Source organism: Oceanomicrobium pacificus (assembly GCF_009833495.1).
Classification (GTDB): Bacteria; Pseudomonadota; Alphaproteobacteria; order Rhodobacterales; family Rhodobacteraceae; genus Oceanomicrobium; species Oceanomicrobium pacificus.
In genome coordinates this window covers 995,381-1,008,399 of sequence record NZ_WUWG01000001.1, presented here as the reverse complement: position 1 = coordinate 1,008,399, position 13,019 = coordinate 995,381, and the positions used below count along the sequence as shown (strand labels likewise).

Annotated in this window: 13 protein-coding genes; 12 read left to right on the top strand and 1 reads right to left on the bottom strand. The window is 66.1% G+C overall.

The genetic code is table 11. From position 1 onward, the window contains the following. Positions 1 to 42 precede the first annotated feature (42 nt). The 9 genes from GSH16_RS04965 to GSH16_RS04925 all read left to right on the top strand — a co-directional run bounded on the left by GSH16_RS04965 (position 43) and on the right by GSH16_RS04925 (position 9,635). Complete coding sequence (locus GSH16_RS04965; RefSeq protein WP_160852489.1) at positions 43 to 804, top strand: DeoR/GlpR family DNA-binding transcription regulator; 762 nt, start codon at positions 43 to 45, stop codon at positions 802 to 804. 153 nt (positions 805 to 957) lie between these two features. Beyond that, positions 958 to 1,548 carry a TRAP transporter small permease gene (locus GSH16_RS04960; RefSeq protein ID WP_235912932.1) on the top strand — a complete coding sequence of 197 codons (591 nt, stop codon included), beginning with the start codon at positions 958 to 960 and terminating at the stop codon, positions 1,546 to 1,548. Continuing rightward, positions 1,548 to 3,035, top strand: coding sequence for a TRAP transporter large permease (locus tag GSH16_RS04955; protein WP_160852485.1), 1,488 nt, complete (start codon positions 1,548 to 1,550; stop codon positions 3,033 to 3,035). The genes GSH16_RS04960 and GSH16_RS04955 overlap by 1 nt, the downstream gene beginning before the upstream one ends. A 31-nt stretch (positions 3,036 to 3,066) precedes the next feature. Further along, the gene (locus GSH16_RS04950; protein ID WP_160852483.1) at positions 3,067 to 4,131 is read left to right on the top strand and encodes a TRAP transporter substrate-binding protein; all 1,065 of its coding nucleotides are present in this window, start codon (positions 3,067 to 3,069) and stop codon (positions 4,129 to 4,131) included. Between the two features lie 163 nt (positions 4,132 to 4,294). Continuing rightward, positions 4,295 to 5,182: a PfkB family carbohydrate kinase gene (locus GSH16_RS04945; RefSeq protein ID WP_160852481.1), complete on the top strand. Its 888-nt coding sequence runs from the start codon at positions 4,295 to 4,297 to the stop codon at positions 5,180 to 5,182. Continuing rightward, positions 5,179 to 6,222: a tagatose 1,6-diphosphate aldolase gene (locus GSH16_RS04940; protein ID WP_160852479.1), complete on the top strand. Its 1,044-nt coding sequence runs from the start codon at positions 5,179 to 5,181 to the stop codon at positions 6,220 to 6,222. The genes GSH16_RS04945 and GSH16_RS04940 overlap by 4 nt, the downstream gene beginning before the upstream one ends. A gap of 1 nt (position 6,223) precedes the next feature. Beyond that, positions 6,224 to 7,612 (top strand): L-fucose/L-arabinose isomerase family protein, encoded by a 1,389-nt coding sequence (locus GSH16_RS04935; RefSeq protein ID WP_160852477.1) that lies wholly within the window; start codon positions 6,224 to 6,226, stop codon positions 7,610 to 7,612. Then, positions 7,609 to 8,709, top strand: coding sequence for a Gfo/Idh/MocA family protein (locus GSH16_RS04930; protein ID WP_160852475.1), 1,101 nt, complete (start codon positions 7,609 to 7,611; stop codon positions 8,707 to 8,709). Before GSH16_RS04935 ends, GSH16_RS04930 begins: the two co-directional genes overlap by 4 nt. Beyond that, entirely contained in the window at positions 8,706 to 9,635 is a 930-nt protein-coding gene (locus GSH16_RS04925) for a hydroxyacid dehydrogenase (RefSeq protein ID WP_160852473.1), read from the top strand. The genes GSH16_RS04930 and GSH16_RS04925 overlap by 4 nt, the downstream gene beginning before the upstream one ends. Here the strand turns inward: GSH16_RS04925 and GSH16_RS04920 are convergent. Then, complete coding sequence (locus GSH16_RS04920) at positions 9,632 to 10,384, bottom strand: GntR family transcriptional regulator (RefSeq protein ID WP_160852471.1); 753 nt, start codon at positions 10,382 to 10,384, stop codon at positions 9,632 to 9,634. The two genes, GSH16_RS04925 and GSH16_RS04920, sit on opposite strands and share 4 nt — an antisense overlap. Positions 10,385 to 10,464: 80 nt before the next feature. Between GSH16_RS04920 and GSH16_RS04915 the strand changes: the two genes are divergently transcribed. The 3 genes from GSH16_RS04915 to GSH16_RS04905 all read left to right on the top strand — a co-directional run bounded on the left by GSH16_RS04915 (position 10,465) and on the right by GSH16_RS04905 (position 13,019). After that, a complete protein-coding gene (locus GSH16_RS04915) occupies positions 10,465 to 10,752 on the top strand; it encodes a UxaA family hydrolase (RefSeq protein ID WP_160852469.1) in 288 nt (95 codons plus the stop codon). A gap of 10 nt (positions 10,753 to 10,762) precedes the next feature. Then, on the top strand, positions 10,763 to 11,938 hold the full coding sequence (locus GSH16_RS04910) for a UxaA family hydrolase (RefSeq protein ID WP_160852467.1): 1,176 nt from the start codon (positions 10,763 to 10,765) through the stop codon (positions 11,936 to 11,938). A 79-nt stretch (positions 11,939 to 12,017) separates the two neighbouring features. Further along, the gene (locus GSH16_RS04905; RefSeq protein WP_160852465.1) at positions 12,018 to 13,019 is read left to right on the top strand and encodes an Ldh family oxidoreductase; all 1,002 of its coding nucleotides are present in this window, start codon (positions 12,018 to 12,020) and stop codon (positions 13,017 to 13,019) included.

The following is a 13,019-nucleotide window of genomic DNA, read 5'->3' as shown; positions in this document are numbered from 1 at the left end:
TAGGGTTCGGGTTCGTTTCAGGTGAACCGAAGGGCGAGGCCCATGTCCCTTTCCGCGCGTCAGGCCCAGATACACGCCCATGTGCTCAACGCAGGGCGCGCCACGGTGGATGCGCTGGCCCAGCGGTTCGACACAACCCCGCAGACGATCCGGAAGGATCTTCAGTCGCTCGCGGATGCGGGACTGGTCGAGCGATTCCACGGCGGCGCACGGGCGGCGCTGCGCGCTGAATATATGCCCTACGAGTTGCGGGCCGATCTGGCGCGGGCGCAGAAAGCCCGGATCGGACAGGCGGTCGCCGCGCTCATCCCGAACCAATCCTCGGTCTTCATCAACGCCGGCACAACGACGGATGAGGTCGCCCGTCGCCTGACCAGCCATTCCGGCATCAAACTCTTCACGGACAATATCAACACAGCCAATGAAATAAGGTCATATCCGGGGCTAGAGGTGATCGTGGCAGGCGGCGTTGTCCGCGCGTCCGACGGCGCCATCGTGGGTGAGGAGGCGGTCGAGTTCATCCGGCAGTTCAAGGTCGATCTGGCGATCATCGGCGCGGCCTCCATCGATCCGGACGGCACGCTTCTGGACTATGATTTCCGCGAGGCCGCGGTCGTGCGCGCGATAACCGGCAATGCGCGCCATGTCATTCTGGCCGCCGACAGTTCAAAGATCGGGCGCGCCGCCCCGATCCGCATCGGCCACCTGTCGCAGGTGGACAGTTTCGTGACCGACCGGTTGCAAGATCCCGGCCTGCGCCAGCTCTGCGCCGACCATGGCGTCGCGCTTGTCGAGGCCAGGTGATGTGACACCGGCAGCGGGAAAAAGATTGACTCGTGCTTTCGTTTTCTCAAACGTAACGAAACCGTTTCGCAAATACCGCACCCGACAAGAGGAGCGGATGGGGGCGGTTCCGGCTGCGGCCCGTCCGCGGCGATGGTTTTGGGAGGAACCGTCTTGGCCCTGATTTCCGCCCTGTTGCGGCCCTTGTCGGTCCTCAACACCTGGCTTTTGCGGCTGGGCCGCGCGCTGGCATGGGTGGCGCTCGGCCTGATGGTAGCGATCATCCTGGCGCAGATCTTCTTCCGCTATGTGATCGGTGACGCGCAGAACTGGACCGAAGAAGCCGCCCGGTTCCTGATGCTCTGGATGACGGGACTTGCCGCGCCGAGCGCCTATCGCTGGGGCGGGTTTGTCGCCATCGACATGGCCGTGACCAGCCTGTCGCGCATCCCGGGCCTGATCCTGCAGCTTTTCCTTCTGGCGATCTGCCTCGCCGTCTGCCTGACCGGCGTCTATTTCGGCTGGGACCATGTGACGGGCTTTGCCGGACGGTTCAATTCCTCCAGCCTGCGGCTGCCGCTCGATCTGGTCGGCGGCGAGGCGGTGAAGGTCAAGCTGGCCTATATGCATGCAGCGCTTTTCACCTGCATGGTCCTGATGGTGCTCGTGACACTGGAGTTGATCCTGTCGCGGATCGTGGCGCTCTTCGATGCGGATGCCGATCCGGTCTGGGACCCGGACCGCCGTGTGGTGGAGACGGATTGATGCTGGTCTGGTTCCTCCCGCTCTTCCTGCTTCTCTTGCTGATCAGCCTGCCGGTCTTCTTCGCGCTTCTGGCCGCACCGGGACTGCTCCTGTGGATGGACGGGCAGGAGAAGCAGCTCGCCGTGCTCTACCGCAATGTCTACAACGGGATGGACAGTTTCCCGCTGATGGCGCTGCCCTTCTTCATGCTCGCGGGCGAATTGATGAACCGTGGTGGCATCACGCTCCGGCTTGTCGAATTCAGCCAGGCGATGATGGGCCACCTGCGCGGCGGGCTGGCGCATGTGAACATCCTCTCCTCGATCCTCTTTGCCGGTCTGTCGGGCTCGGCCGTGGCCGACACGTCGGCGCTTGGCTCGACCCTAATCCCAGCGATGGAGAAGAACGGCTACTCGCGCAAATTCGCCGCCGCGATCACCGCGGCTTCGTCGGTCATCGGGCCGATCATCCCGCCCTCGGGCATCATGATCATCTATGCCTATGTGATGGGGGAAAGCGTCGCGGCGCTCTTCCTTGCCGGCATTGTGCCGGGCATCCTCGTGGGCGTCGGCCTGATGCTGATGGTGCGCCTGCTGGCCGACCGCTACGACCTGCCGAAGGCCGAGCGGATCGTGCGCAAGGGGCACAGCCTCGGCCGGGTGGAAGACATGCTCGCCCGCATCCTTGCGCGGATCAACATGATCGGCGCGCTCTGGCTTCTGATGCTGCTCGTCGGTCTGGCGGTGCCTGCGGTCCACAGCCTGCCGGTCTGGCTCATTCTGCTCGTTTTCGCGCTGGTGAGCGAGGCGATTTTCTACCGCCAGCGGCAGCGGATGGACGCCGAGTTGCGCATCGTCTGCAAACGCGCTGTCGTGCCGCTGCAAACGCCGATCATCATCCTCGGCGGCATCCTTGCCGGTGTCTTCACCCCAACCGAAGCCTCGGTGATCGCGGTGGCCTATGCGCTCCTGATCTCGCTTCTGCTGTTGCGCTCCATGTCGCTGCGCGACCTGCCCGCGATCCTGACCAAATCGGCGCTGGCCTCCTCCACCGTCCTGCTTCTGGTCGGCGCGGCGGTCGCCTTCAAGACCGTCGTGTCGCTCAGCCATGCGCCCGAACATATGGCGGATTTCATCCTCGGCCTGACCGACAATCCGCTGGTGCTGCTCTTCCTCATCAACATCCTGCTCTTCGTCGTCGGCATGTTCCTCGATGCCGGACCGGCGATCATCATCCTCGGGCCGATCCTCGGACCGATCTTTGTCGATATCGGCGTGCACCCGGTGCATTTCGCCATCATCATGAGCGTCAACCTGACCGTCGGACTGGCCACGCCGCCGATGGGTCTGGTGCTCTTTGTCGCCTCCTCGGTCTCCGGGGAACGCGTGGAGACGATCTCCAAGGCCATTCTGCCATTTCTGGCCGTGGAGGTTCTGGTGATCTTTCTGATCACATTTGTCCCGGCACTGTCGCTGACCGTGCCGCGCCTGACAGGGTTCATCCAATGAGCGCTGAAACAGATAACATAGGGAGAAGACCATGAAACTGAACAGGATTCTGCGGTCGGTTCTGCTGGCCACCGCCTTGGGCGGTGCGGCGGCAACGGCAGCGGCGGCGGCGGATTACACGGTCCGCGCGACGGCCAACTCGAACGAGAATGACGAAGATTATGACGGGCTCGTCGTCTTCAAGAACTTCGTCGAAAGCGCATCGAACGGCGCGATCGAGGTGGAACTCTTCATCGGCACCCAACTCTGCGCCAACGGGGCGGAATGTCTGCAAGGCGTCGCCGACGGCACCATCGATGTCTATATCTCCACCTCCGGCGGGGCCGCGGGCATCTTCCCCTATGTGCAGGTGCTCGACCTGCCCTACCTGATGCGCGACGACCGCGTGGCCGAGGCCGTTCTGTCGGGCGATTTCACCCGCAAGATGCGCGACATGGCGCTGGAAAGTTCCGGCGGTGCGATCCGCCTGATGACCATCGGTAACACCGGCGGCTGGCGCAATTTCGCCAACACCAAGCGGCGCATCGCAGCCCCGGCCGACATGGAAGGCCTGAAGATCCGCACCGTGGTCGCCGACCTGCCGCAGGAACTGGTGAAAGCGCTTGGCGCCTCGCCGACGCCGATCCCGTGGCCGGAACTTTTCACCTCCTTCCAGACCGGCGTGGTTGAAGGGTCGAAGAACGGCATCACCGACATCATGGGCATGAAATTCCCCGACGCGGGCCTGCAATACGTGACCCTCGACGGCCATGCCTATATGGGTGCGCTCTGGTGGATGAACAACGAGAAGTTCACCTCCATGCCCGAGGATATGCGACGTGTCGTGGTGGATGGTTTCGTTGCGCTCCAGCAGGCGACCTTTGCTTCGCCGAAGCGCAAGTCGATCCAGGCTTACGAGGATTTCGTGGCCGGTGGCGGTGACCTCTATGTCCCGACACCTGAAGAGAAAGCCGCGTTCAAGGCGGCGGCCGAACCGGTCTATGAATGGTTCAAATCCAATGTCGATGGCGGGGAGGAAATCTTCAACGCGCTGACCGAGGCCGTCGCGTCGGCCGAGGAGCAGATCGACGCGGATCTGGCCAAGGACCTGAACTGACCGCCTGACTTCAGGTCCGGGGCGCGCGCGGTCAACCACCGCCGCGCCCCGGCCGTCCCGCTGCGCCCCGCGCGGCGACCCAACCAGACCATCCGGAGAAGATTCGCGTGCCGCGTATTTCGCAACGACGCACAGGACCAACCATGCCCGCAGGACCGGACCGATGACCGGACTTCTCGTCACCGGCATGACGGCCATGGACCTGTTGATGCAGGTCCCCGACCTGCCGCGCGCCGGGGTCAAGTACCGCGCCACGGATGCCGCGCTGCGGCTTGGCGGCTGTGCGGCCAATGCCGCTGTCGCCGCCGCGCGTCTGGGCGGACAGGTGCGGCTCGTCAGCCGGATGGGCGATGATCTGCTGTCAGGCGCCGCCCGCGCAGCACTCGGGGCGGAAGGGATCGACCTGTCCGGCCTCCATGTCACGCCGGGCGCGCTTATGCCCGTCTCATCGGTGCCGATCGACAGTGCCGGCCAGCGACAGGTCGTCAATTTCCGCGGCGCGGGCCTGTCGGAAACGCCTGACCCGGCCTCCCTGTCGCTTGACGGCATCAACGCGGTGCTCGCCGATACGCGCTGGCCCGAGGCAGGTCTGGCGGCACTGGCCGCCGCGCGTTCTTCGGGACTGCCCGCCGTGCTCGACGGGGAGGCGCCGGTGCCGCGGGCCATGGCCGAGGCCGCGACCCATGTCGCCTTTGCCCGGGCCGGGCTGGCCGAATTTACCGGTATCGACTCGCCGGACCGTGCGCTCGAAGCCGCCGCGGCCACGCTTGATGCCACACTCATCGTTACGGACGGGGAGGCCGGCCTCTGGTGGACCGATGGCCGCGCTGTTCGCCACATGCCCGCATTCGACGTGGATGTGCGCGACACGCTCGGCGCGGGCGATGTCTGGCACGGCGCCTTCGCGCTTGCGCTCGGCGAGGGCCAGCCGCTCGACGCCGCCCTGCGCTTTGCCTCCGCGGCAGCGGCTCTCAAATGCATGGGCACCGGGGGCGGGTCCGCTGCGCCCGACCGTGCCCGCACCCTCCAGTTCCTGAAGGACATGACATGACCCATCTTTCGCCCGGCAAACTCTGGGGCATGCGCCGCATGGCCGATGCCGACGGTTTCTTTCTGATGACGGCCGTGGACCAGCGGCCGCCGATCAAGGGACCGATTGCGGTCCATTACGGTCAGGAGGAAGCCCCCTATGATGATGTGGCCGGGTTCAAACGGCTCCTGATCGAGACGCTGCAGGACCAGAGCAGCGCCATGCTTCTCGACCCGCATTTCGCCATTCCGCGCGGACTGCCGGCGCTGTCGCCGGCCAAGGGGCTGATCGTGACGCTGGAAGATTCGCTCTTCGAGGATACAGGCCGCGGGCGGCGGAGCGCCGAGATCGACGATTGGTCGGTCGGCAAAATCAAGCGCATGGGCGGCGATGCGGTGAAAGTGCTCGCCTGGTATCGCCCCGATGCGGACCCGGGGATCAACCAACATCAGCGCGACATGGTCGCCCGGATCGGGGATGCCTGCGCGCGCCACGACATTCCGTTCCTCTTCGAACTGCTCGTCTATCCGCTCGCCAGCGACGCAGAGCAGACCGGCGACTATGTGGAGATGCGCTCAAAACGCGCCGAGCATGTTCTGGCGTCGGTCGAAACCTTTGCCGCGCCCGATTTCGGCGTCGACGTGTTCAAGCTCGAAAGCCCGGTGGCGGCAGATGATATTCTGGCTGCGGACGGCGCGACTGACAGCGCCCATCAGGCGCTTTTCGACGAGATGGGCCGGCTTGCGGGCCGGCCGTGGGTGATGCTGTCGGCCGGGGCCGGCAAGGCGGCGTTCCGGAAAATCCTGACCCACGCCTATGCGGCCGGCGCATCGGGCTATCTGGCCGGTCGCGCCATCTGGCTCGACGCGTTCGCCGCCTTTCCCGACTGGGCGGCGATGCGCCGCGATCTGGAGTCCGACGGCCGCGCCTATTGCGCTGAAATCGCCGCTTTGACCCGCGCGGACGCCACGCCGTGGCACAAGCATGCATGCTTCGGCGGCACCGGGCTCGACTTCCACCCGGCGGATGCCAGTTTCCGCCATACCTATCCGGAGGCCTGAGATGAAGATCGGAGTGCTGCCGCTCGCGCGATCGACCTTCGATGTCGCCTATGCCGAGGACCGTCTTGCCGCGATGCTGGCACATCTGGATGGAACTGATCACGAGTTGACCGGATCACGTACGCTTCTGATGGAGCCCGATGCGTCCCGCGCCGCGCTCGACGCGCTTTTGGCCGATCCGCCAGACCTGATCCTTGTCCTGCAAGTCACCTTCACCGATGCCGCTTTCCTGATGGAGGTGGCGACGCGCACCGACCGGCCGCTCGCGATCTGGGCCGTGCCAGAGCCGCGGCAGGGCGGCAGGCTGCGGCTCAATGCCTTTTGCGGCCTCAACCTCGCGTCCCACGCGCTGGGACGGAACGAGCGCGGCTTTTCCTGGCTCTACACCGATCCGGACGCGCCGGACACGGGTGCCGCATTGGCCGAACTGCTCGCAGGCGAGCGACAGGTGCAACCGCGCGCGCTTGCCGACGCAGCACCGCCGGACGGAGAATTGCCGCGAGAGCTTCAAAATCTGCGGATCGGGCGGATCGGCGCCCATCCCGACGGGTTCGACACCTGTGCCTACGATGCCGATGCGCTGCGCAGCCTGATCGGGGCGGAGGTGGAACCGATTCCGCTCGACGGGCTGTTCGATGCCGCCAAGGCGCTCGCGCCGGAGGCGACCGCCGGGATGCAGGCGCGCGCCGCGGACGGCACGACCGGTCTCGACGCGCTCGACGCCGGTGAGTTGGACCGGTCGCTGCGTCTGGCAGAGGCCCTGCGCCGGTTCGGGCAAGACCGCCGCCTCGACGCGCTGGCGATCCGCTGCTGGCCGGAGACATTCACCGAATATGGCGCGGCGCTCTGCGGTCCGGCCGCGCTCATGGGGGAGGCCCGTCTGCCCTGCGCCTGCGAGGCCGATGTCTATGGCGCGGTCACGCAACTCATCCTGCAGCATGTGGCGGACGCGCCGGTCTTTCTTGCCGATCTGGTGGATGTCGACACCGCCGACGACAGCGCGGTCATCTGGCATTGCGGACAGGCCCCGCGCGACATGGCGGCGCCGTCGGGCGGCGTCTCCTCCACCGTGCACACAAATCGCAAGATGGCGCTCCTCTTCGAATTCGCGCTGAAACCCGGCCCTGTCACCGGTGTCCGGTTGAGCCAGGCACGCGGCCGCACGAGCCTTATCCTTGCGCGCGGGGAGATGCTCGACCGCCCGCCGGCCTTCACCGGCACATCCGGCACACTGCGCTTCGATTCCCCTGCAGGTGCAGTCATGGCCGACGTGATGGACAGCGGGCTCGAACATCACATGGCCTTTGCCTATGGCGATCATACAGCGGCGCTTGAGCATATCGCCGCCGCACTCGGCCTGCCGGTGACCTATCTGGGACACCGGCCATGAGCGGGCTGCGCTACGGGATCATCGGCGCAGGCATGATGGGGCAGGAGCATATCCGCAACATCGCTCTGCTCGAAGGCGCCACCATCTCGGCCGTGTCCGACCCCGACCCGGGCATGCGATCTGCGGCCCGCCATCTGGCTGGCGGGGCGGACGCCTTTTCCGACCACCGCGCACTCCTGTCGGCGGATGTCTGCGATGCCTACCTGATTGCCGCACCCAACGACCTGCACCTGCCGATCCTGCGCGACGTGCTCGCCACGCCGAAGCCGGTGCTGGTGGAAAAACCGCTCGCCATCCGGTCGGAGGATTGCCGGACCGTGATTCAACTTGCCGTGGGGCGCACGGCGCCGGTCTGGGTGGCGATGGAGTATCGCTACATGCCGCCGGTGGCCCAACTGATCGCGGATGTGCATCGCGGACGGGTCGGCGACGCGCGGATGATGGCGATTCGCGAGCACCGCTTTCCCTTCCTGTCCAAGGTCGGCGACTGGAACCGGTTCAACGCCCGCACCGGCGGCACGATGGTGGAGAAATGCTGCCATTTCTGGGACCTGATGCGGCTGGTGCTGCGCAGCGATCCGGTGCGGGTCTATGCCTCGGGCGGGGCGGATGTGAACCATCGCGACGAATCCTATGACGGTCAGCGGCCGGACATTCTCGACAACGGGTTCGTCACGCTCGACTTTGCCAATGGCAGCCGCGCGATGCTCGATCTGTGCATGTTCGGCGAAGGCAGCTACTGGCAGGAGGAAGTGAGCGTCACAGGGCCCTTGGGCCGGATCGACGCCCGTGTGCCGGGACCGGCGCGCTTTTCCGCCGACGGGGAGGAGCGCGCCTCGGAGGTCGAGTTTTCAGACCGTCAAACCAAACGGCAGGAGAAAGCTGTAATCGAGGTCGATCCGCGCATCCTGCAGGCGGGTGACCATCACGGCTCCACCTTCTACCAGCATCAGCGGTTTGCCGATCTGGTCCGCCGGGGCGACGGCCAGCCGGAGGTCGGGCTGGAAGACGGGTTCTGGTCGGTGCTCGTGGGCGAGGCGGCGGAGGAGAGCGCCCGCACCGGACAGGCCGTTTCACTGGAGGGGCGTGGCCCATGATCCTGATCACCGAATTCATGGATGACAGCGCCGTTGCCGCGCTGCGCAAGCAGCACAGCGTCGACTATGCGCCGGAACTGGCCGACGATCAGGCCGCGATTCCGGGCCGGCTGGCCGGATGCCGCGCGCTCATCGTGCGCAACCGGACACGGGTGACGCCGGCGTTGCTTGAGGCGGCGCCGGACCTGACCTGCGTCGGGCGGCTCGGCGTCGGGCTCGACAATATCGACCAGAGCGCCTGTGCCGCGCGCGGGATTGCTGTCTTCCCTGCCACGGGCGCCAATACACGGTCGGTCTCCGAATATGTGGTGACGAGCGCGATGATGCTCCTGCGCGGCGCTTACATGATGGGGCCGGAGATGCGGGCTGGTGACTGGCCGCGCGGGACGGCGGCGGGACGCGAGGTGGCGGGCCTGACGATGGGCCTTGTGGGTTTCGGTGCGATCGCGCGCGACACGGCGACACTGGCACAGGCGCTCGGCTTTTCCGTGGTTGCCCACGATCCGATGGTCGCGCCCGAGGACCCGGCCTGGGCGCAGGTGACATCCCTGCCGCTCGATGCGCTTCTGCACCGGGCCGATGTGCTCAGCCTGCACGTGCCCCTGACAGACGGGACGCGGCATCTGATCGACGGGGCGAAGCTCGACCGGTTGCCGCCACAGGCCGTGGTCATCAACGCCGCGCGCGGCGGTGTGCTCGACGAGGACGCGCTGGTAGCGCGGCTCAGGAGCGGGCGGCTCGGCGGGGCTGCACTCGACGTGTTCGAGGCCGAACCGATGACCGCGGAGACAGGTGCGGGCTTTCCCGACATGCCGAACCTCATCCTGACCCCGCATATTGCGGGTGTCACCAAACAGTCGAACAAGCGGGTCTCCGACCTGATCGCGCGCCGCGTGGCCGACCATCTGGCGGCGCTGCCGGACTAGCGGCTGAGGCTCACCGCATAGCGCCCGGCATCCGTCAGGTAGTAGCTGAGCCGCCGCTCCACCGGATCGCCGGCCGGATCGAAACTCGTGCGCCGCACTTCCAGAAGCGGCGTGGCGGCCGCGACACCGAGCGCCTGCGCCTGTTCGGACGTGGCGCAGACCGCTGCGAGCGCTTCATCCATAGCGGTGATCGACAGCCCGAACCGGTCCTGGAAATAGGGGTAGAGCGAATTGGGCAACGGTCCCTCGGGGAGCGTGAACGCACCGCCCGGACTGCCGCCGGCCAGCCGCCCGACCGGCAGCCAGATCAGTTCCAGCGCCAGCGGTGCACCACGCGCCTGACGCACGCGGCGGATATGGAAGAGCCTCTCCTCACCGGGCCAGAGCGCATGATCGGCTTCGGTGGGCGTGCTGAAGGCCAATGTTTCGCTGAGCGGTTCGGGCACCAGCATCCGGCCCTTGTCGTCGCGCATACGGAAGAAGGCGAAAAGCGCCTCCTCCTCGGTTGTGCGGGCCACGACCGTGCCGCGCCCGGGTGCACGGGTCAGCAGCCCGCGCGCTTCGAGCGCGCCCAGCGCCTTGCGGATCGTGCCCTGGCTGACGCCGAACTCCTCTGCCAGATCGAACTCGTTGGGCAACCGCATCCCCGGCGCCCAGATCCCCGAAGCGATATTTCGGATCATCAAGTCCGCCGCTTGCCGATAGAGCGGTTCCGCCGCCAGTTTCATGCTGCCTTCGCCGTTTGCCATGCACCCTCTCGACCGCGCGCGCCTTTTGCGCTACTTCTTATATAAGATATAAAAACTATCATCACAATCGGGAGGTGACGATGACCCATCCGCAACTTCTGGTCCATGACCGCGACGACAATGTGGGCGTCGTCGTGGTGGAAGGCCTGACCGCCGGCACCGACATGCTCTGCGTCGTGACCGCTGACAATTCCGACTTCCGCCTGACCGTTACCGACGATGTGCCGATCGGCCACAAGGTCGCGCTGGGCGATCTGTCCGAAGGCGACACGGTTATCAAATACGGCGCGGATATCGGCCGGATGGTCGGCCCCGCCGCCAAAGGCAGTCACGTGCATACGCACAATCTCAAGACCAAGCGCTGGTAAGGGGGCGATCATGGGCAATTCGGACCAGAAAATTCAGGCCTGGCGGCGCGAGAATGGCCGCGTCGGCGTGCGCAACCATGTCATCATCCTGCCGGTGGACGATATCTCCAACGCAGCCTGCGAGGCGGTGGCGAACAATGTGAAGGGCACGATGGCCCTGCCCCATGCCTATGGGCGGCTCCAGTTCGGCGCCGATCTGGACCTGCATTTCCGCACCATGATCGGCACCGGCGCCAACCCCAATGTGGCCGCCGTGATCGTGATCGGGATCGAACCGGACTGGACACAGGTGATCGTCGACGGGATCGCGGAGACGGGCAAGCCCGTGACCGGCTTTTCCATCGAGCAGAAGGGCGATTTCGAGACGATCCGGCAGGCGAGCTGGAAGGCCAAGGAATATGTCCATTGGGCGACGGAATTGCAGAAGGAAAGCTGCGACCTGTCGGAGCTGTGGGTGTCCACCAAATGCGGGGAAAGCGACACCACCACGGGTCTCAGTTCCTGCCCCACGGTCGGCAACATGTATGACAAGCTGCTGCCGCACGGCCTGACGGGCGTTTTCGGCGAGACCTCCGAGATCACGGGCGCCGAGCATATCTGTGCCAAACGCGCCGCCACGCCCGAAGCGGCCGAGAAATTCATGAAGACCTTCCAGGCCTATCAGGACGAGGTGATCGAGGCGCACAAGACCTCCGACCTGTCGGACAGCCAGCCGACCAAGGGCAATATCCTCGGCGGGTTGACGACGATCGAGGAAAAGGCGCTCGGCAATCTGGAAAAGATCGGCCGGACCTCGCGCTATATCGACGTGCTGGAACCGGCAGAGGCACCGGCCATGGGCCCGGGCCTCTACTATATGGACACCTCCTCGGCGGCGGCGGAATGCGTCACCCTGATGGCGGCGGCAGGTTATGTGATCCACACGTTCCCGACCGGTCAGGGCAATGTCGTGGGCAACCCGATTGTTCCGGTCATCAAGATTTCCGGCAACCCGCGCACCCTGCGCACCATGGGCGAGCATATCGACGTGGATGTGACGGGCGTGCTGACCCGCGAACAGACGATCGATCAGGCCGGAGATGCGCTTATCGACATGATCCGGCGCACCGCGAATGGCCGCCATACCGCCGCCGAAGCGCTGGGCCACCGGGAGTTTGTGATGACCAAGCTCTATCGCAGCGCTTGACCATTTCGACCGGTCCGCTACGACGCGGATGCGCCCCGAAGAAGACGGGGCGCATCACCAGAAAGGCGGATGCAGACGCATGGACACCGAGACCATCTTTCCCGACGAGGGCCGCGCGCTGATCGCCCGCACGCTGGTAGCCCATGATGTAAGCCCCGCCAATGCCGCCCGCGTGGCGCAGGCGCTCGTTCAGGCCGAGGCCGAGGGCCTGTCAGGCCACGGGTTTGCCCGTGTGGCGGCCTATGCGGCGCAGGCCCGGGCGGGCAAGGTGCGCGGGCAGGCCACGCCCGCCGTAACGCGCCCCCGGCCCGGCACGATCTGCGTCGATGCCGGCCTCGGTTTTGCCTATCCGGCGCTCGACGCGGCGCATGATCCGCTTGTGTCTGCCGCGCGCGAGCTTGGCATAGCCTGTGCGGCCATCGTCAATTCGCACCATTGCGGCGCGCTCGGCCAGCCGGTTGAACGGCTTGCCGAAGCCGGGCTGATCGGACTGATGATGGCCAATGCGCCGGCCTCCATGCCGCCCTGGGGCGGCAGCGAGCCGCTCTTCGGGACCAATCCGATCGCCTTTGCCGCCCCGCGCCACAACGGCGCGCCGCTGGTGATCGACCTGTCGCTCTCGAAAGTGGCACGCGGAAAGATCATGGCGGCGGCGAAGCTTGGCAAGCCTATCCCAGAAGGCTGGGCGGTGGACCGGGACGGCCGGCCCACGACGGATGCCAAGGCCGCGCTTGACGGGGCGATGCTGCCCGCGGGCGGCGCCAAGGGCGCGGCGCTGGCGCTGATGGTGGAGATTTTTGCAGGCGCACTTGCCGGTCCGCATTTCAGTTATCAGGCCGCGTCCTTCTTCGATGCGGAAGGTCCCGCGCCCGCCGTCGGCCAGTTCCTTATCGCGATAGACCCCGGCGCATCGCGCCCCGAGGCGCTCGACCGGATTACCGCGCTCTTTGCAGAAATCGACGCTCAGGACGGCGCGCGCCTGCCCGGACGGCGGCGTCAGGACGGACGCACGGATGCCGACCGCAACGGGCTTCAGGTCCCCAGGGCGCTTCTGGATGAAATCCGCCGGATGGCCGGCTGA